16 protein-coding genes and 2 tRNA genes are annotated in these 18,196 nt (G+C 61.8%); 11 read left to right on the plus strand and 7 right to left on the minus strand.

Annotation, left to right across the window (positions count from 1 at the left end):
- Positions 1-23 precede the first annotated feature (23 nt).
- Both CKO11_RS03200 and trpA read right to left on the minus strand, forming a co-directional pair.
- On the minus strand, positions 24-797 hold the full coding sequence (locus CKO11_RS03200; RefSeq protein WP_223632809.1) for a hypothetical protein: 774 nt from the start codon (positions 795-797) through the stop codon (positions 24-26).
- Positions 798-1,057: 260 nt separating this feature from the next.
- On the minus strand, positions 1,058-1,849 hold the full coding sequence (gene trpA, locus CKO11_RS03205; protein WP_223632812.1) for a tryptophan synthase subunit alpha: 792 nt from the start codon (positions 1,847-1,849) through the stop codon (positions 1,058-1,060).
- Between the two features lie 127 nt (positions 1,850-1,976).
- Between trpA and ychF the strand changes: the two genes are divergently transcribed.
- Positions 1,977-3,074, plus strand: coding sequence for a redox-regulated ATPase YchF (ychF, locus tag CKO11_RS03210; RefSeq protein WP_223632815.1), 1,098 nt, complete (start codon positions 1,977-1,979; stop codon positions 3,072-3,074).
- Here ychF and CKO11_RS03215 read toward each other — a convergent pair whose 3' ends face one another.
- Complete coding sequence (locus CKO11_RS03215) at positions 3,075-4,478, minus strand: hypothetical protein (protein WP_223632818.1); 1,404 nt, start codon at positions 4,476-4,478, stop codon at positions 3,075-3,077.
- A gap of 218 nt (positions 4,479-4,696) precedes the next feature.
- Here CKO11_RS03215 and CKO11_RS03220 point away from each other — a divergent pair, with 218 nt between their 5' ends.
- Entirely contained in the window at positions 4,697-5,308 is a 612-nt protein-coding gene (locus tag CKO11_RS03220) for a 50S ribosomal protein L25/general stress protein Ctc (RefSeq protein WP_223632819.1), read from the plus strand.
- A 58-nt stretch (positions 5,309-5,366) separates the two neighbouring features.
- Here CKO11_RS03220 and CKO11_RS03225 read toward each other — a convergent pair whose 3' ends face one another.
- A complete protein-coding gene (locus tag CKO11_RS03225; RefSeq protein ID WP_223632821.1) occupies positions 5,367-5,768 on the minus strand; it encodes a rhodanese-like domain-containing protein in 402 nt (133 codons plus the stop codon).
- A 65-nt stretch (positions 5,769-5,833) separates the two neighbouring features.
- Here CKO11_RS03225 and ftrA point away from each other — a divergent pair, with 65 nt between their 5' ends.
- Together ftrA and pth are read left to right on the plus strand one after the other, a co-directional pair.
- Entirely contained in the window at positions 5,834-6,841 is a 1,008-nt protein-coding gene (ftrA, locus tag CKO11_RS03230; RefSeq protein WP_223632823.1) for a transcriptional regulator FtrA, read from the plus strand.
- Positions 6,842-6,960: 119 nt separating this feature from the next.
- Positions 6,961-7,689, plus strand: a complete 729-nt coding sequence (gene pth, locus CKO11_RS03235) for an aminoacyl-tRNA hydrolase (RefSeq protein ID WP_223632825.1) — start codon at positions 6,961-6,963, stop codon at positions 7,687-7,689.
- 3 nt (positions 7,690-7,692) lie between these two features.
- On the opposite strand, the gene CKO11_RS03240 is transcribed toward pth, so the two are convergent.
- From CKO11_RS03240 to CKO11_RS03250, 3 genes are read right to left on the minus strand one after another with little or no spacing between them, the layout of a single operon-like run.
- Complete coding sequence (locus CKO11_RS03240) at positions 7,693-8,121, minus strand: VOC family protein (RefSeq protein WP_223632828.1); 429 nt, start codon at positions 8,119-8,121, stop codon at positions 7,693-7,695.
- Positions 8,122-8,176: 55 nt separating this feature from the next.
- Positions 8,177-9,580 (minus strand): surface lipoprotein assembly modifier, encoded by a 1,404-nt coding sequence (locus CKO11_RS03245; RefSeq protein WP_223632831.1) that lies wholly within the window; start codon positions 9,578-9,580, stop codon positions 8,177-8,179.
- Complete coding sequence (locus tag CKO11_RS03250; RefSeq protein WP_223632834.1) at positions 9,580-10,668, minus strand: hypothetical protein; 1,089 nt, start codon at positions 10,666-10,668, stop codon at positions 9,580-9,582. Before CKO11_RS03250 ends, CKO11_RS03245 begins: the two co-directional genes overlap by 1 nt.
- Positions 10,669-10,875: 207 nt before the next feature.
- On the opposite strand from CKO11_RS03250, the gene thyX reads away from it, so the two are divergent.
- The 7 genes from thyX (at position 10,876) to CKO11_RS03285 (ending at position 18,165) form a co-directional block, all read left to right on the plus strand.
- Entirely contained in the window at positions 10,876-11,790 is a 915-nt protein-coding gene (gene thyX / locus CKO11_RS03255; protein ID WP_223632837.1) for an FAD-dependent thymidylate synthase, read from the plus strand.
- A 162-nt stretch (positions 11,791-11,952) separates the two neighbouring features.
- Positions 11,953-13,065, plus strand: a complete 1,113-nt coding sequence (locus CKO11_RS03260) for a hypothetical protein (protein ID WP_223632840.1) — start codon at positions 11,953-11,955, stop codon at positions 13,063-13,065.
- A gap of 105 nt (positions 13,066-13,170) precedes the next feature.
- Positions 13,171-14,049 carry a 3-hydroxy-5-phosphonooxypentane-2,4-dione thiolase gene (gene lsrF, locus CKO11_RS03265; protein ID WP_223632843.1) on the plus strand — a complete coding sequence of 293 codons (879 nt, stop codon included), beginning with the start codon at positions 13,171-13,173 and terminating at the stop codon, positions 14,047-14,049.
- Between the two features lie 277 nt (positions 14,050-14,326).
- Positions 14,327-16,759, plus strand: coding sequence for a putative bifunctional diguanylate cyclase/phosphodiesterase (locus CKO11_RS03270; RefSeq protein ID WP_223632846.1), 2,433 nt, complete (start codon positions 14,327-14,329; stop codon positions 16,757-16,759).
- The gene (locus tag CKO11_RS03275; RefSeq protein ID WP_223632850.1) at positions 16,756-17,751 is read left to right on the plus strand and encodes a sugar-binding transcriptional regulator; all 996 of its coding nucleotides are present in this window, start codon (positions 16,756-16,758) and stop codon (positions 17,749-17,751) included. The genes CKO11_RS03270 and CKO11_RS03275 overlap by 4 nt, the downstream gene beginning before the upstream one ends.
- A 152-nt stretch (positions 17,752-17,903) precedes the next feature.
- Positions 17,904-17,980: transfer RNA gene (locus tag CKO11_RS03280), tRNA-Asp, on the plus strand.
- Between the two features lie 108 nt (positions 17,981-18,088).
- Positions 18,089-18,165, plus strand: a tRNA-Asp gene (locus CKO11_RS03285).
- The last annotated feature ends 31 nt before the right edge of the window (positions 18,166-18,196 follow it).

The raw sequence follows: 18,196 nt of genomic DNA on the forward strand, positions 1-18,196 counted from the left end.
GCCTGCGCGGGCGGGGGCGCGGCTCAGGGGGCGAAGGTGAAGTCGAAACTGTCAGCTTTCCAAACCGCCGAAAGATCAACCTGTTCCGGTTCAAGTTTGGCGTCGCCGTCGTCTTCTGCGGCGCCTCCGACGCGGGCTACGGTGTCGCGCGTGTCATCAAAGCTGTCTTGAACGCTTTGAGCAAGAGTGAGCAAGTGCGCCGCGTCTTTCAGGGTCTGGCGCAAAACGTTCAGAAAATCTTCGTCGAGGGCGCTGTCGTTGCTTTTCTCATCGTGGCCAAGGGCTTCTGTGAGGTTGGTGGCGATACCGCTCAGGGCATCTTCAATAACCGCCCCGATGGTGCCGATGACCGCCCCCATGGTGTGGCCGATAGGCGCGCCTACCGCTGCGCCTGTGCCATCGGAGTTGGTCCAAAAGCTGTCTTTCATGCCTGAGATGTTGTCCACAACGGACTGAAGTTGATCTTCGCTCGCCCCATTGGCCGAGAATGCCTCAAGTAGATCTGCCATGTCTTTGATTTGTTGGATCAAAGCGTTGAAAAACTCGGAGGCACGGTCATTGTCTGGGTTTTCCACCCCGGTCTCTTCGAGGGCCACTTGTGTTTCCCCTGAAACGGAACCGGCGCGCCCCTGAACGGTGTCCAACACATCCGCACCACCAGAGACGATGCCCGGGCCAGCGGCGAGGGCGGGGTCATAGGTGTTTTGCGTTTCCGGCGCGGTTTCATACATCTCCAGAAGCGCCAACAGGGTTTCGGCTTCTTCTGTCAGGGCGACGGTCTCGAACAGGTCATACATCTGCGCTTTTCCTCTGTCTCGGTGGGCCCGCTCTTGGGCGATCCGGGGCAGTTTGCGGGGCGGCGCAAATCGCAGCAATTCCCCCGGGGGGGAATTGACCGCGGGTCTGAAACCTGTGTCGCTATACGGTTCTTTGTTAACAGCATTTCGCGGCAAGATCCCAAGGCGTAAGACGCCGGCCTGCGCGAAAAATGCCCCAAAGACAGGGCGATGGCCCTGCATCGAAAGGGCCGCATCACAAGGTTTGGGGATGCGCGCGCTTAGGCCGAATGCGCGCCGTGGGCCAGCGCCGCCACCACCTCAAGCACCTCCGCGGGGCTTTTGCCCGCGCCGATTTCCTTGACGATGGCCGAGCCCACGACACAGCCATCGGCCACGCTGGCAATGGCTTGCGCCGCTTCGGGCGTGGAAATCCCAAAGCCCACGATCAGCGGCAGATCGGTCGCCGCTTTGATCCGCGCCACCTCGGGGGCCACGTCATTCACTTGCGCCGCCTGCGAGCCAGTGATCCCGGTGACCGAGACGTAATAGACAAAGCCAGAAGTGTTTTGCAGCACTTTGGGCAGGCGTTTGTCATCGGTGGTCGGCGTGGCAAGGCGAATGAAGTTGATCCCCGCTTCTGCGGCGGGCAGGCACAATTCGCTATCTTCTTCGGGCGGCAGGTCCACCACGATCAGCCCGTCGATCCCGGCCTCCTTCGCATCGGCCAAGAAACGCGCCACGCCGCAGCTATAGATCGGGTTGTAATAGCCCATCATCACAATCGGCGTGGTGGCATCGGTTTTGCGGAAGTCACGCACCATATCGAGCGTTTTTTGCAGCGTTTGCCCGCCATCAAGTGCGCGTTGCCCGGCCAATTGGATCGTCGATCCATCGGCCATCGGGTCGGTGAAGGGCAGGCCCAGCTCGATAATATCAACCCCCGCCGCAGGCATGCCGCGCAAAATCTCGGCCGAGGTGTCCAGATCCGGATCGCCCGCCATGATATAAGCGACAAAGGCTTTCTTCCCCTCGGCCTTGAGCGCGGCGAATTTGGCGTCGATACGAGTCATGGCGGTCCCCTGAATGTGCTTGTGGCGGTTTGCAGAAAGCCCGCGCGAAAATCAATGGCGAAAGGGCCGCGCTTGCTTTGCCCGCCCGCCCCGCGTATGAGGCGCGCAAGCAGATCAGGAGAGTGACATGGGCTTTCGCATGGGGATTGTGGGCTTGCCGAACGTGGGCAAGTCGACGCTGTTCAACGCGCTGACGAAAACCGCCGCGGCGCAGGCGGCGAACTTCCCCTTTTGCACGATCGAGCCCAATGTGGGCGAGGTCGCGGTGCCCGATCCGCGCCTTGATAAACTGGCCGAAATCGCCGGCTCGAGACAGATCATCCCGACGCGGATGACCTTTGTCGATATTGCGGGCCTTGTGAAAGGCGCCTCCAAGGGCGAGGGCTTGGGCAACCAGTTCTTGGCCAATATCCGCGAAACCGACGCTATCGCCCATGTGCTGCGTTGTTTCGAGGATGGCGATGTGACGCATGTCGAAGGCCGCGTTGATCCGCTGGCCGATGCCGATACGATTGAAACCGAATTGATGATCGCGGATCTCGAAAGCCTTGAAAAGCGGCTCGCGAACTTGGGGCGCAAGATCAATGCGGGCGACAAACAGGCCAAGGAAGATGCGCGGCTGATGACCGCCGCGAAAGAGGCGCTGGAAGCCGGGCGCCCCGCGCGCACGGTTGAAGTGGCCGAAGATGACCGCAAAGCGTGGAACATGCTGCAACTGCTGACGGCAAAGCCCGTGCTTTACGTCTGCAATGTCGAGGAAGAAAACGCCGCCAAAGGCAATGCGCAATCCGAGCGAGTGGCCGAAATGGCGCGCGCCAGCGGTGCGGCGACGGTGGTGATTTCCGCCAAGATCGAAGAAGAGATCAGTCAGTTGGATGCCGAAGAGGCCGAAATGTTCCTGTCGGAGCTTGGCCTTGAAGAGGCGGGGCTGGATCGGCTGATCCGTGCGGGCCACAACCTGTTGGGTCTGCAAACCTATTTTACAGTCGGCCCGAAAGAGGCCCGCGCCTGGACAATCCGCAAGGGCACGCTGGCCCCGGCCGCCGCAGGCGTGATCCACGGCGATTTCGAGCGCGGTTTCATCCGCGCCGAAACCGTGGCCTATGACGATTACATCCAATACCGCGGCGAGACAGGGGCCAAAGAGGCGGGCAAGTTCCGCGTCGAAGGCAAAACCTATGAAGTGCAAGACGGCGATGTCCTGCACTTCCTGTTCAACGCCTAATCACCCGGCCAGCGCGGCGCTCAAAGCTTCGCAGTCTTTCAGTGCCGCACTTGCGGGTTCGGCTGCAAAGGCGGCCTTCGCCGTGATCAGGGCGGCCTCGGCTTTGGCCTTATCCCCTTGCATCAGCGCCACGCGGGCCAAGCCAATGTGGTTCGCGCCGGCACGGTAATCGGCAAAGTCACGGCTGCCTAAGGCCAGCGCGGCCTCAAAATCCGCCTCCGCGGCGTCGGGATCCTTTAGTGCCAAATGGGTGAGCGCGCGGGCTTGCAAAAGCCGCGCGCGGGGCGCGGGGGCGGTGATGTCGTCCAGCGCCTCGGTAAAATCTTCCAGCACGGTGTGAAGAAGGGCTTCATCCTCGGTCACCTCGCCCAGATGGCGGTTGGCCATCGCAAGATTGGCGCGCGCGCGCGCGCGATCTTGGGCAAGGTCATCGCCTTCAAGCGCGTCAAACACATTATCGAACATCTCGACCGCGTCTTGGATCGCAACGGGGTCTTGGGCCATCCGCCCAAGCGCGGCCTTCACATTGGCCAGCGCGCTGGTGGTATTGGCCCATTCCACCGGGTTGCCCTGCGCGTTGAACACCTCAAGCACATTGCCATAGGCTTTCGCGGCCTTTTTCAGCATCGCGCCATCTTGGTGGCGCAGGCCGATCAGTTCTTGGATGCCGCCAAGGTTATGCTGCGCAAAGGCCCAGTTTTCGGGCTGTTTGGTGCGGCTGGCCGCTTTGGCGGCGGCGGCAAACAAATCGGCGGCAAGGTCCAGATGCTTGCGGCCCGGGCGGAACTGGCCGATCACTTGGTGGCAATTGGCAAGGCTGGTTTGCGCTTGGCCCAGATCGCGGCCCTTGGCCCGTTTCAACAGCGCCTTGGCCAGTTCCAGCGCGACAAGCATATCCCACGGATCATTTGCCGCCTCGCCCGCTTCGAGCTTTTCATAAAGCAATTCGACTGCGGCCCGGTTCACACCACCTGCGGGCGCGGCGGCTTTCAGCGCGGCCAAGTGGCGCGCGGCGGCGCGCTCGGGGGCGTTGCAGATGCGGTCTTGGCGGAAAGCGGCGGCCTGCCGCGCGTCGTTCGCACCGTCTTTCAGCGCGGCGTCAAGCCGGGCCGCGGCGTCTGCGCGTGCGCCAGTGGCGTTCAACGCGGCCACCTCGGCCAGCACCGGGTCATCGCAGGCTTGCGTTTCGGCCGCTGCCGCCAGCGCCCCTTTCAGCCCGACAAGCGCCACATCGGGGGCTTTGAACCGGCCCGCGGCACTGTCTTCGGCCAAGGCGCGCGACAGCGGCGCGGGATGCGCGCTGGCATCGATCTGTGCAAGCAGGGTTTCGACCAGTTCGGGATGCGCCTCGGGTGCCACGATATCTTCCTTGTCTTCCTGCGCCCGGGGGGCGCGATCTGCCATGCCGTGGCTTACGCCGCCCGGCGGCGCGACACTAGCGCAGCCCCGCGTCGCTTGATATGCCCCTTTGATGGGTGATTTCGGCGCAGCTTGGCCTCGGCGTGCTGCCGCGCCCGATCGCCCCCCGATTCTCGCTTGCCAAAAAGGGCCGTGCGCTGTATGCGCAGCGCCTCATGGGCCCACACCCTTGGAGGGGGCCCTTTTCATATTGGAGATACCAAATGGCCAAAGAGATCGAAACTCTGAACGCCGAGGTGCGCACGGGGACGGGCAAGGGGGCCGCTCGCGCAGCACGTCGTGAGGGCAAGGTGCCCGGCATCGTTTATGGCGATGGCAAGGAACCGCTCGCGATCAACCTCGACTACAACAAGCTGCTCGCCCGTCTGCGCAAGGGCCGCTTCCTGTCGACGCTGTTCAACCTGCACATCGAAGGGCAGGAAGATGTGCGCGTGATCTGCCGTAGCGTGCAACGCGACGTGGTGAAGGACCTGCCGACCCACATCGACTTCATGCGCACCCACCGTGCCTCGCGCATCAACCTGTTCATTCACGTGAACTTCGAAAACCAGGAAGCTTGCCCGGGCCTTAAGCGCGGCGGCACCCTGACGATCGTGCGCCCCGAGGTGGAGCTTGAAGTGATGGCCGGCGATATTCCGGATCACATCACCGTCGATCTGACTGGCCGCGTGATCGGTGATGTCATCCACATCAATGACATTCCGCTGCCGGAAGGCTGCAAGCCGACGATCGAGCGCAACTTCGTTGTGGCCAACATCACGGCGCCGTCGGGTCTTGTGTCCTCGGACAACGAAGAAGCCGACGCCGAAGAGTGATTTCCCTTTCGGGAATGCTGCAAACGCCGGGCCTTTGGTCCGGCGTTTTTCGTTGCGGTCAGGCGCCGGGGGCGAATGGGTAACCTTCGTATTCCCAGCCCATCACCCCGCCCAGCATGATCTTGACCGGGCGACCAAGGCGGGCGAGCGCCAGCGCGGCCTGTTCTGCCGCATTGCAATGCGGCCCCGCGCAATAGACGACAAACAGCGTTTCTGCGGGCCAGTCGGCCATCCGCTCTGCGGTGATTTGCCGGTGCGGCAGGAAAATCGCATTCGGCACATGGCGGCGGGCAAAGGTTTCGGGCGTGCCCATCGTATGCAACAGCACGAACCCCGGATCGCCCCCCGTGTTGAACGCGGCCTGCACGTCAGAGCAATCGGTATGCAGCGCGCATTGGGCCGCAAGCGGGGCCAGCAGGCTTTCTGGCGAGGGGGCGGGGCGGGCAAGAACGGGGTTCATCAGGCTCTCCTAAGTGTTGATGAAATCAGATTGCCAGTGGCTTGGCCGCCGCGTAAGCTGGCAGGATGACAATCAGCGCGCAAATTCTGCCAAACTTGGATCTGCCGCCCCTAGCCAATAACCGGGTGGTGGCGCTGGCTTATGATGGGCTGTGCACCTTTGAATTTGGCATCGTCGCCGAGATTTTCGGGCTGGACCGGCCCGAGATGGGGCCAAATTGGTATGCCTTTGCCACGGCGGCGATTGAGCCCGGCCCATTGCGCGCGCATGGCGGGCTGCGCTTCACCTGCGATGGCGGGCTTGAGGTGCTGGAGGGGGCGGGGCTGATCGTGGTGCCCGGCTGGAAAGGGCTTGATGTGCCGGTGCCCGATCCCCTAATCGCTGCTTTGCGCGCGGCCCATGCAAAAGGCGCGCGGCTCGCTTCGATCTGCTCGGGCGCTTTTGTTTTAGCTGCGACGGGGCTTTTGGATGGTCGCCGCGCCACGACCCATTGGCGCTATGGGGCGGCGCTGGCCGAGCGGTTTCCCAAGGTGCAGGCCGACCCGGATGTGCTGTTCATCGATGAAGGGGATATTCTCACCTCGGCAGGCTCGGCGGCGGGCATGGATTTGGGGCTGCATATCATCCGGCGCGATTTCGGGGCCGAGGCGGCCAATCTGGTGGCGCGGCGTCTGGTAATGCCAGCCAGCCGCGATGGCGGGCAGGCGCAGTTCCTGTTGCGCCCGGTGCCGCGCGCGCGCGAGGCGCATAGGCTGTCGCCGCTCCTTGCCAGCCTGCGCGCCAATCTGCACGAAACGCCCACCGCCGCACAATTGGCGGCACGGGCGGGGCTGTCGGAGCGCACCTTTTTGCGCCGCTTTCAGGAAGCAACGGGAACCACACCCGCACGCTATCTGACAGAGGCGCGGCTGGCGCGCGCGGCAGAGCTTTTGGAAACGAGCCGGGCTGATCTGGAAGCCATCGCTCATGCATCGGGATTTGCCTCGGCCGCGGCGCTGCGTCGCCCGTTTCATGCGCGCTATGGCTTGGCCCCATCGGACTGGCGGCGGCGTTTTGCGCGCCGACCGGTTTGATCCCTTGACGGGGCACATAGCCCGGCAAGGGGGCGCGGCGGGGTGGCGGGGCGCAGCCGAAGAGGGGGCTAGCCCCCCGCGGCCCGGCCCGTTAGAACCACCCCCAAAGGAGAGGCGCGATGCAGCTTTGGGTGGGGCTGGGCAATCCCGGCGCGAAATATGCCGCCAACCGGCACAATATCGGCTTCATGGCGGTGGATCGGATCGCCGCCGATCATGGCTTTGCGCCATGGCGCAAGGGCTATCAGGGGCAGGTGAGCGAGGGGCGCTTTGGGTCCACACGGGTGCTTTTGCTTAAGCCTGAGACGTTCATGAACCTGTCCGGCCAATCGGTGCGGGCGGCGGCGGATTTTTACAAGATCCCGCTCGAAGAGATCACCGTTTTTCATGACGAGCTGGATCTTGCGCCCGGCAAGTGCCGCCTGAAGCAGGGTGGCGGGCATGCGGGGCATAATGGTTTGCGCTCGATCCATCAGCATATGGGGCCGGATTATGCCCGCGTGCGGCTGGGTATTGGCCATCCGGGCGATAAAAACCGTGTCGCGAATTATGTGCTGGCCGATTTCGCGAAGGCCGAGGCCGCGTGGCTCGATGACCTTTTGCGCGGGATTTCCGATGGCGCGCCAGCTTTGGCGGCGGGGGAGGGGGGCAAGTTCCTCAATGCCGTGGCGCTGCGCACCGCGCCGCCGCGTGCCTCTACCGGCACCAAGCCCGAGGGGGGCAAACCCGCAGGGCCAAAGGCCAAGCCCGAACCGAAGCCTGCCCCAAAGACGGGGCCAAAAGAAAGCGCCGAGCCGGAAGACACCCGCTCGGCGCTGGAAAAGCTGGCCGACAAGTTTCGGCGGTAAGCCTTACCAATGCCCGGTATTGGGCATGGACAGCCACGGATCGGCGGGGGCGAGCGCCTCGCCCATTTGCAACAGCTCGATCGAGGCATTGTCGGGGCTGCGCACAAAGGCCATGCGACCATCGCGCGGCGGGCGGTTGATCGTGACGCCATTGGCTTGCAGATGCGCGCACATCGCGTAGATGTCTTCGACCTCATAGGCGAGGTGGCCGAAATGGCGGCTGTCAGAGGGCAGGCCCGCGTCGCCATCCCAGTTGTAGGTCAGTTCCACCGGGCAATCTTCTTGTCCCGGCGGGGCAAGGAAGACCAAGGTGAAGCGGCCCTCTTCGCTTTCAATGCGGCGCGTTTCTTTCAAGCCGAGCAAGTCGAAAAAGGCGATGGTGCGATCTAGGTCAGCGACCCGGAGCATTGTGTGCAGGTATTTGATCTGCATGGGGTTTCCTTGTGTCTGGTGCGCCGATGGTAGCCTTTGGGCGGGCCGAGGCAAGTCAGAAAGCCGATTTGATCCGCATCGACAGGTTCAGCCCATGGCTATCGCTTAGGGCCCAGTTGGAGCGGTTTTGCGTATAGCCAAGCCCGATTTCCGGGGCAAAGCCCATCACCGCATGGTCGCGCAGCAAAGCGTCGGCGCCCAAGGTGATGCGGTGATCGGTGCGCTCATCGGTGCTTAGCGCCAGCAGCCCGTAATCGCGCCGCTCATAGCTTGCGTTCAGCGAGACCTCGGCGCCGAAGACGGGGCGAGCCAGATCAAGCCCGAGGCTGATCCCTTTGCGGATATGCGCGACATCGGCAGAGGCCGAGTCCACCTCGCCAAGCCGCAGACCAAGGCTTGCGCTGCCGATCCGGCCAATCCCGCGTTGCAATTCTAGGTCGGCAAAGCGCAGCACCGCGGATTTGCGCGCAGTGTCTTGCCGCCATTGCCGCTCGACCGAAGCACCAAGATGCATCCGGGTGCGTCGGTCGATCCCGATAGAGCGCCCAAGGGCCAGACTGGCGTAGTTGGAAAGCGGTTGGCCGCTATAATCATTATGCCCGGCAAGCAGGCGCATATCCCATTCATCCCGGCCACGCCCTGCCCGCATTTGCCCGATGACATAGGTTTCCACTGCCCAGAAAGCGTAATCCGACCCTTTGGCGGTCGGCGCAAGTTGCTTGGCTGCATCGGAAAGACGGTAATCTTGCCCGGCGAGGTTGAAGCCGAGCCGCACCCGGTGGTGGTCGGTTTCGGACACCGTGCGTTGCACCGAAAGCGAGCCATGCGTTTGCTGCCCCGACAGCGCCTGCGCATCGCCCGAAAGCGTGAAGGGCAGGCCGTAAAGCCAGATCGTATCCGTTTCCGTGCCGCCGTTGATATTGGACGAGGAGGCAAGCCCTGCATCAAGGGTAAAGGTCCAAGGGTTGCGCGCCCGCACATAGCGGAAATCGCGCAAATCGCGGGCCCGCGTCGCCGGGTCGGGCGCCACGTCGATTGCGCGGCGCAGCCACAATTGCGCGATGGTGCGCCGGCCCGCCGAAGCCTGTGCCTGCGCAAGCGCCAGCATCGCATCATGGCGCTGCGCGTCCCCATCGGCCAGCGCCAGTGCGCGCCGCGCCGCCAGCCGCGCATCGGTAAACTGACCCAGATCACGCGCGGCATAAGACAAAAGCAAATGCGCCGAGAACGTGTTCGGGTCGCGTTGCAACAAGGCTTTGGCAAGGCCTTGTGCAATTTCCGGACGGCCAGCTTCAAGCTGCCGGATCGCCTCCATCTGCGCTTGGTCGGGGGGCAGCCTGACGGGGTCTGCCAGCGCGCCCCCCGCAACAGAGGTCAGCCCCAGCACCAAAAGCGCTGCGCGCAGCGGCTGCTGGACCAGCCCAAGCCGCCGCCCCGCGCCGCAGCGCATGGCCCACATCAGTTATTGGCCCCGCGATACACAATGAAGCCGCCGGTTTCGCGCGCGGTGCCCGATGTGCCCAACGGCCCCTCGACCACCACAATGCCGACAATCTCGCTATCTGCCGTGCTGGCATCGCCCGCCATCACCGCATAGAAATTGCCATCCTGATAGGTGGTGGTCTCGCCCGTTGCCGTGGGCGCGGTTGTAAAGGCCGTGCCTTCCATTTCGCCATTGCCGTTCATCACGCCGCCGGCCTGAATGCGGAACTGCAACACCGGCACCGAGGTCAGCCCCGAACCGCTGGCATAACCCAGATCGTTGTTCAGCGTGGCCAGATAGTTATCGGTGATGTCTGCCCCGGTCAGGCTGTAATAACGCCGCCCCGTAATTTGCGCATCCACGCCATCGCCAATATTCGTCTGGTCATTGAAATCTTCGAAATCGACGGTCACCCGCGCATCGCCCGACACATAGACCAGCCCGGCCGCGCCATCGAAATCCACCATCCCGGCATAATCGCCGGTGAACACGCCCTGTGTCGAGCCGGCGGCGGTGTCGGCCGTCGGCATCGGGATCGTCACGGTGCCATTGCGCTCGAACACAAAGCCGCCGAACCCGTATTGGGTGTAGCTGCCGGTGCGCACGATCGCAAAAGAGGTGCGCGGCGCGCCATTCACCTGATTGACGCTTTCGCCATAGACCGCGCTATAGACCATCTGCGTGATGCTGTCATTCGTGACGTTGTCGGGCACGACTTTGGGCGCCTCATACACCCGAAAGGCCGAAGAGGCCGAAAGGGTCGCACCGCCAATATTGGGCAGCGCGCTTGAGCGGGAATAGGGCGTATTCGACCCGTCAAAAGGCAGGTTGTCCACCCGGATCGTGTCGGTCTGCGCGTCATAGCTGATGCCGCGGGCCGATCCTTCAGCCTCGGTGCCTTCGTAACGCTGCACATAGCTGGCGCTGCTGCTGCCCTCAAGCGAGCTGGTGTCGGTGCCTTCGGTCTCGGTGTTGCCGGACGGCCCTGCCGGGCCAACAACGGCCGGACCACCACAAGCCGCAATGCCCAAAAGCACTGCAAACGGAAAAGCCCGTCTGATCATTGGTTATGTCTTTCGTTGACTGCTCTTTTGCGCGAAGCGTGCCGAAAATAGGCCGAAAAGTCAATTTGCATAAACTTTTGCTGAGCTTGCCAAACCGCCCCGTGCCCCATCTGCGACACTCGCCTTTGCGTCTTACAGCATCTCGCGGTTCCGTGAGGCGGTCCGGGCAGATATAGTCTGCCCGATTCTTACCCCCTGGAGGCCCCCATGTCGCTTACCCCCGAACAGCTTGCCGAGATCGACGCTCAACGTGCTGCCACCACGCCCACCTTGCGCGCCACCTCGGCGGGGATGGAGGGGCGGCTTTACACCGCGCATCCGGTGCTTGATCACGGGTTGGTGCGGGTGATCGATTACATGGGCGATGATGCCGCGATTTGTCAGGCTGCCCGCGTCAGCTATGGCAAGGGCACCAAGGCGGTGTCCGATGACCGCGGCCTGATCCGCTATCTGATGCGGCATTGGCACTCGACCCCGTTTGAGATGTGCGAGGTCAAGTTTCACGTCAAGCTGCCGGTCTTCGTGGCGCGGCAATGGATCCGCCACCGCACCGCCAATGTGAACGAATATTCGGCGCGCTATTCGATCTTGGACCGCGAATTTTACATTCCCGCGCCCGAGGCGCTGGCGGCGCAATCCACCGTCAACAACCAAGGCCGCGGGCAGGTGCTGGAAGGGGCCGAAGCCGCGCGCGTGCTGGATGTGCTGCGCGAAGATGCGATGCGCGCCTATGACCATTACGAAGACATGCTGACGCCCGATGAAGACGCGGGCAAGCTGGGGCTGGCGCGCGAATTGGCGCGGATGAACCTGCCCGCCAATATCTACACCCAATGGTATTGGAAAATCGATCTGCACAACCTGTTCCATTTCCTGCGTCTGCGTGCCGATGTGCATGCGCAATATGAAATCCGCGTCTATGCGCAAATCATGTGCGACATCGTCAAGGATTGGGTGCCGCAAGCCTATGAGGCGTTCGAGGATTACCGCCTTGGCGCGGTAAGCGTGTCGTCAAAGGCGAAAGAGGTGCTGAAACGCCGCTTGGCAGGTGAGACAGTGACGCAAGAAACCTCGGGCATGAGCAAGGGCGAATGGCGTGAGTTTGTGGAGGAATGGGGATGAAGCTGGCGCGCGTTGATGATGTGTATGGTGTAACAAGAGATGTCCCGCTTAACTATGTTGAGCGAGAGAATGTCGACGGAAAGTTCATTAACTGTCTCTCGCAAGATAAGCATGTGATCATTTTTGGGAGCTCTAAGCAGGGTAAGACTTGTTTGAGAAAAAATGGTTTACCTGAGACGGATTTTATACTCGTTCAGTGCCAAAATACATGGGGGATTAGATAAGCTAGCTGAAGCAATACTGAAGGCGGCTGGGTTCCGAGTTGAGCTGTCAACTTCTAAAACTGTTGAGAATAAGTTTAAGCTTGTCGCAAAGTTTGGTTTGCCAGCCTTTGGGGGAGCGGGCTCGGAGGTCGAGTGTAAGGGGTCATTGACAAAAACGGATGTTTCTCTGGAGATAGATCCTTCGGATCCGAATGATTTGGTTGGTGCGCTAGAGAAGGTGGGGTTTGAAAGTTTTATTGTTTTAGAGGATTTTCACTATCTTCCGAAAGAGACGCAGAAAAAATATTCTTTCTTTTTGAAGACGGTGCATGAGCGATCTAATATTTGCTTTATAATTGTCGCTGTTTGGCGTGAAGAAAATCGGCTGATACTCTTTAACGGCGATCTGAGCGGACGTGTTGTATCGGTCGATGCTGATGCTTGGAGTGAAAAAGAGCTTGAGGCTGTCATCAGTAAAGGCGAGGATTTACTAAATATAGATTTTGGTGCGGATTTTAGACGGGATTTGATTAAGGCCAGTCTAGGTAGTGTCTACATCGTTCAAGAGGCATGCAGACGCGCATGTAATGATGCGAATGTTGTTCGAACTGAGTCTTTCAAGGCAAATCTCAAATTGAAGAGGAGTGCGAATGAATATGTCGCTGAAGTGGTTGGTGAATCTGCGCCAAGGTATCGTAATTTCTTGACTAGATTTGCGGATGGTTTCCAAGATACAAACCTTGAAATGTATAAATGGCTCCTTTACCCCATTGTGACTGCTCCGGTGGAGCAATTGGAGCAAGGTTTGAGATATCGATATATAAAAGAACAGTTGATGGCGGTGCATCCTCGGGGGTCTGACCTGAACCCTGGAAACGTTACTCAGGCTTTGATTTCTGTGCCAGCGCTTCAGTCTAAGAAGAACATCAAGCCGTTCGTCCTAGATTATGATCAATCGGATTTGAAGCTTTCAGTTGTGGATAAGGGCTTTTTGATTTGGTTGTCGACGGCTGATGTTTCGGAAATATTAGATTTTCTCGATCTTTCGCCCTTCCCAAAGAAGAGGCCCTGATGCGGCAATATGCCTGTGCTGCGGTGCTGGTGGGCGCGGGGCTCTGGCTGGGAACGGGCGCGCAACGGCGCTATCGTCGCGCCGATTGCACGGAAAGGAACCATCATGGCCGATCTCGACGACATCAAGGAAGGCAAGGATTTCGGGCTCGACCAGCCTGCCGACTTGCAAGGCTTTTACCTCAAAGGGGCCGCGCATTACGATTGGGGGATGAAGAACCGGCTTGCCCGCATCTTCAACCCGAAAACCGGTCGCACCGTGATGCTGGCCTTTGACCACGGCTATTTCCAAGGCCCGGCGACGGGGCTGGAGCGGATGGATCTCAATATCCTGCCCTTGGCGGATTACGCCGATGTGCTGATGTGCACGCGCGGCGCCTTGCGCTCGACCATTCCGCCGACCAACACCAAACCGATGGCGTTGCGTTGCTCGGGCGGCAACTCGATCCTGACCGAATTGTCGAATGAAACGGTTGCGGTGGAAATCGAAGATGCGATCCGGCTGGGCGCCTGTGCGATGGCTGCGCAGGTCTATATCGGCTCGGAATACGAGCATAAATCGATCACCAATGTGCTGAAACTCATCGACACCGGCACCCGTTACGGCATCCCGACCTTGGCGGTGACGGGCGTGGGCAAAGATATGGCGCGCGATGCGCGCTACTTTGGTCTCGCCACCCGGATCGCGGCGGAATTGGGGGCGCATTACGTCAAGACCTATTTCGTGGAAGAGGGTTTTGAGAAAGTGGCGGCCGGTTGCCCGGTGCCGCTGGTGATTGCCGGCGGCAAGAAGCTGCCCGAGCTTGAAGCGCTTGAAATGGCGTATAAAGCCATCGACCAAGGCGCGGCGGGCGTGGATATGGGGCGCAATATCTTCCAGTCGGACGCGCCGATTGCGATGATCCAGGCGGTCAACAAAGTGGTGCATGAAAACGCCACCGCCAAGGAAGCCTATCAACTCTTCCTCGATCTGAAAAACGCCTGAGCCTGCGCCCAGGCTAGGGCGATTTTCCCCTGTGCCCCGGCGCGCTTTGCGGGCCGGGGTTTTTCCTGCGTTGGCGGCACCTTGGCGGAAAGCCTAGACGCAAAAGGAGAGGTTGCGCGCAAAGGTGGATTTAGGGGGTTTCTTCTCGCCCTATAGGCGATAAGTTGCTAAACTGAATGTCTCGGGCGCGTTCCGGGGTCGTTTGTTCGAGTGGAAGGCGGATAAAGTCGTGGCGTCGCACCCTCCTCGTCAGGAACTCTTGTCCAGGGCTTGTGCCATGGCTTGCGCCGATGCGGTGCCGTGGCAGTTGCTGCGCACCGGCACGCAGGTGCAGATCTTGCTAGAGGGGCAGGGCGCACAACCGATCAGCTTTGCGCGCTTTGCCGAACGCTTTTTGCCCGAAGATCGCGCTGGGGTGCTTGGCTTTTTGGAAACCCAAGCCGCCTTGATGGACGCGCCAGAGATGCCGCGCGCGCCCGCGCGACAGATGTGCCGGATGCCGTGGGAGATTGGCTCTGACGCGGTGATGCTGAGCAGTCTTGAGGTCAGTGGGCGTGAAGCGCCGGGTCAAGGGATGTTGCTGCGGCTCGATACCTCGTTCGAGGCGGCGCGTGCCAATCTGGACCGGATTGGGGTCACCCCGGCAATGGCGTGGTCGGTCACCTATCCCGAGCGAGATTTCCGCGTGGCCGACACATGGGAGGCCCGGCTGGGCTATGCGCCCGGCGAACTGGCGCGGTTCAATTTGGAGGGGTGGGCGGCGATCAGCCATCCCGACGATGTGGCCGCCTATGAAAGCGACGAGGTGCAGGCGCGTTTGCGGGCCGGGGAGGCGGTGCAACTGCTCACCCGGATGCGCCATCGCAACGGCGCTTGGGTCAGTTTTCTGTCTTATGGGCGTGCGGTGCGCTGGCATGCCTCGGGCGCGGTGGCGCAGGTGATGGGCTGCGATCTGGATATGACCGCGTTTTCGGTCATGGAAAGCACGCTGGAACAGGAACGCGCGCGGCTGTCGCATGTGCTTGACACCCTGCCCACGGGCAAGGTGGTGCTGGACCCGGCGCGCCATGTGGTTTTTGCCAATCCCGAAGCTTGCGCCTTGATCGATGTCGCGCCCGGCGCGATCAAAGGGCAAGAGTTCTGCGCCCTGTTACAGGCGGGCGAAGGCCTGGATGAGCTGGAAGAGGCCTTGTCCGGGGAGGGGGTGTTCAGCCATCTGCGGCTGCATCGCCTGTGCGCGGGGCGGCGGCAGGTGTTGCAGGTGGATGTGGCGCCGATGCCGGATCCGAACCACCACGACCGGGTGTTGGTGTCGCTGTCGGACATCACCCAGCTTTTCGATCTGCAACGCCAGTTGGAACATTCCATCGAGAATGCGCGCTTTATCGCCACCCATGATCTGATGACGGGGCTACCCGATCGTTATCTTGCAATGCGGTTGCTTGATGATCTGATCCGCCGGTTTGACGGTGTGGGCGGGCAGGTGGCCGTGCTGTGCATCGAATTCGACAATTACCGCCTGATCAACGATACTTTGGGCCATGAAACCGCCGATCAACTGATCAAATCGGCCGCCAAGCGGCTGGAGGTTGGGCTGCCCGATGGCGCGGTTTTGGCGCGCATCAACGAGGGCGAATTCGTTTTGCTGTTGCCCGATGCCGATGCGCTGGCGGCGGAATCGCGCGGGTGGGAGATTGTGCGGGCTTTCGCGCGCCCGTTGCATCTGCCGCAGCGGCATTTCTTTCTGACGGCCTCCATCGGGGTCAGCCTTTATGCCGAACATGGCACCACGGCGGAAACGCTTTTGCGCAGCGCCGATATGGCGATGCATTGTTCACAAGCGCGCGGTCGCAATACGGTGACGGTGTTCACGCCCAAGGTCGGGATGCAGTTCGAGCGCCGCTCTGCCGTGGCGCAGGCGCTGCATCGGGCGCTTGAGGCGGGCCGGTTCGAGCTTTTCTTGCAGCCGAAATTCGACGTGTCGAACGGCATCACTCTGGTCGGGGCCGAAGCACTTTTGCGGCTCACCGACGAGGAATTGGGCGCAATTTCCCCAGGCGAATTCATTCCGGTGGCCGAGGTGGACGGGCTTGTGGCCGCGATCGATCTGGATGTGATGCGGCTTGCGGGCGCGATCTTGACGGGCTGGGCGGCGCGCGGGGTCGATGTGCCGCTGGCGGTGAACCTCAATGCGGCCACGCTAGATGAGCCGGGCCGGGCCGATTTGCCCGAACGGTTGATGCGCGCGGGGCTCGACCCGGCGCGGGTGATTATCGAGCTGACAGAAACCGGGCTGGCCGCGCCGATCGCGCAGCGTCAGCGCAACCTGTGTCGGCTCGAAGAGGCGGGCTATCGGATTTCCATCGATGATTTTGGCACCGGGCAATCCGCGCTTGGTGCGCTTCAGCATCTGCCGGTCACCGAATTGAAGATCGACCGGTCTTTTGTGCAAGCGCTTGATGGCGAAGAACCCGCACGCGCCCGTGCGATTGTGCAGGCGATTTTGGCGATGGCCCATGCCTTGGGGCTGCGCGCAATTGCCGAAGGCGTGGAGACCGAGCGCCAGTTTGAAATCCTGCGCGCAGAGGGATGCAGCCTGATGCAGGGCTTCTTGCTGGGCCGCCCGGTGGATCTGCGCACCTTCGAGTCGCTGTACCTTTCGGGGGCGGCGGCGCGACGGCTTGCGGGCGGCAGGAGGGATTCTGCATGACCTCGCCGCCGCACCATTTGCGCCGCCCCGATACGCCCGAATCGCGCGCCCGCTGGTTGCACGAGGTCGGCGGCCTTTCGGTTGCGGAAATTGGCTGGCGGCTTGGGCTTTCGGCAGAGCGGGTGCGGGCGCTGTTGGACGAGGGCGCGGTCGAACCGGTGACGATTCCGGGGGGCGCGGCGGGCGCACGGCTGATGCGGCAATTGTCGCGCCGCCTGCGCGAGATGTATCCGGCTTTGCGTGCCGTGCATTTGGCCCCGCTGGGCCCCGGCGTGCAGGACCCCGTGCCCGCCATCGCCAGCGCGGCGGCGCGGTGGCTGACCCGCTTGGTGCAATCGCGCGCCGCGCCGCAGGTGGTGGGTTTGTCGCATGGGCGTTCGCTTGCGGCGATGGTGCGCCAATTGCCCGAAATGCGTGCCCCCGATCTGTGCTTCGTGTCGCTGTTGGGGGAATTGACCCTGTCGCACACCGCCTATCCGCATGTGGTGATGAACTACCTTGCGCAGCGCTTTGGGGCGCAGGCCTTTCCCTTTCCGGCCACGCTCTACGTCGAAACGCCCGAAGAACGCGCCGAGTTGACGCGCCTGCCAGTGGTGCGCAAGGTCACCGATCTGGCGCGTGCCGCCGATATATGGATTGTCGGCATCGGTCGCGCGACCGCGCAAAACCAGCTTTTGGGCACCGGGATGATCTTGCCGGGCTGTCTGGCCAAAATCACCAACCAAGGCGCGCAATGCGAGATTTTGGGCCGCTTTTTCGATGGCGAGGGGAATGAGCTGGACACGCCCTTGGCGGCGCGCACGTTGTCGCCGCCGAAGGATCTGTTCGCCGGGCGGCGCATTGTGGGGCTTGCGGGCGGGCCGGATAAGGTTGCCCCGGTGCATGCGGCCTTGCGCGGCGGGCTGATTCAGGAACTGGTCACTGACAGCCGGACCGCAGTGGCGTTGTTGGATGCGGCAGAACAGGCCGATTACGCGCTGTTGCTGGGCTGACACGCGGCGCATTGGCCGCCGGGCGCAGTGGCAAAACCGGGCGTTGGCGCGCGCGGTGAAAAACCCGCCGATTTTCGCGTTTGAGTGCTTGACGGGGGGGCGCACTCTGCGTAGAAGCCTCCCACGCCCGAGCCAAGGCTTGGGAGAAATGCGCGGTTGTAGCTCAGTTGGTTAGAGTACCGGCCTGTCACGCCGGGGGTCGCGGGTTCGAGCCCCGTCAACCGCGCCACTTTCCAAAGCCCCTGCCTCGGCGGGGGCTTTTGGTTTTTGGGTCGCAAAACAATCTTTGTTTCCCGCTTGACGCCCCCTTTGCCAACGGCTATTTCCCGCCCATCGCGCGGTTGTAGCTCAGTTGGTTAGAGTACCGGCCTGTCACGCCGGGGGTCGCGGGTTCGAGCCCCGTCAACCGCGCCACTTCTTCCCCTTATCTTCGCTGGACGCTTCC

Origin of the sequence: Rhodobacter sp. TJ_12, from assembly GCF_020023995.1 — a bacterium.
Taxonomy (GTDB): Bacteria; Pseudomonadota; Alphaproteobacteria; order Rhodobacterales; family Rhodobacteraceae; genus Rhodobacter.

Excerpts from the sequence above, each read along its gene's own strand:
- CKO11_RS03250 (WP_223632834.1), bottom strand. The coding sequence starts at position 10,668 with ATGATCAGACGGGCTTTTCCGTTTGCAGTGCTTTTGGGCATTGCGGCT.
- CKO11_RS03215 (WP_223632818.1), bottom strand. The coding sequence starts at position 4,478 with ATGGCAGATCGCGCCCCCCGGGCGCAGGAAGACAAGGAAGATATCGTG.
- lsrF (WP_223632843.1), top strand. The coding sequence starts at position 13,171 with ATGGCCGATCTCGACGACATCAAGGAAGGCAAGGATTTCGGGCTCGAC.
- trpA (WP_223632812.1), bottom strand. The coding sequence starts at position 1,849 with ATGACTCGTATCGACGCCAAATTCGCCGCGCTCAAGGCCGAGGGGAAG.
- ychF (WP_223632815.1), top strand. The coding sequence starts at position 1,977 with ATGGGCTTTCGCATGGGGATTGTGGGCTTGCCGAACGTGGGCAAGTCG.
- pth (WP_223632825.1), top strand. The coding sequence starts at position 6,961 with ATGCAGCTTTGGGTGGGGCTGGGCAATCCCGGCGCGAAATATGCCGCC.
- CKO11_RS03260 (WP_223632840.1), top strand. The coding sequence starts at position 11,953 with ATGGTTTACCTGAGACGGATTTTATACTCGTTCAGTGCCAAAATACAT.
- CKO11_RS03220 (WP_223632819.1), top strand. The coding sequence starts at position 4,697 with ATGGCCAAAGAGATCGAAACTCTGAACGCCGAGGTGCGCACGGGGACG.
- CKO11_RS03225 (WP_223632821.1), bottom strand. The coding sequence starts at position 5,768 with ATGAACCCCGTTCTTGCCCGCCCCGCCCCCTCGCCAGAAAGCCTGCTG.
- thyX (WP_223632837.1), top strand. The coding sequence starts at position 10,876 with ATGTCGCTTACCCCCGAACAGCTTGCCGAGATCGACGCTCAACGTGCT.
- CKO11_RS03270 (WP_223632846.1), top strand. The coding sequence starts at position 14,327 with ATGGCTTGCGCCGATGCGGTGCCGTGGCAGTTGCTGCGCACCGGCACG.
- CKO11_RS03240 (WP_223632828.1), bottom strand. The coding sequence starts at position 8,121 with ATGCAGATCAAATACCTGCACACAATGCTCCGGGTCGCTGACCTAGAT.
- CKO11_RS03245 (WP_223632831.1), bottom strand. The coding sequence starts at position 9,580 with ATGTGGGCCATGCGCTGCGGCGCGGGGCGGCGGCTTGGGCTGGTCCAG.
- ftrA (WP_223632823.1), top strand. The coding sequence starts at position 5,834 with ATGACAATCAGCGCGCAAATTCTGCCAAACTTGGATCTGCCGCCCCTA.
- CKO11_RS03200 (WP_223632809.1), bottom strand. The coding sequence starts at position 797 with ATGTATGACCTGTTCGAGACCGTCGCCCTGACAGAAGAAGCCGAAACC.
- CKO11_RS03275 (WP_223632850.1), top strand. The coding sequence starts at position 16,756 with ATGACCTCGCCGCCGCACCATTTGCGCCGCCCCGATACGCCCGAATCG.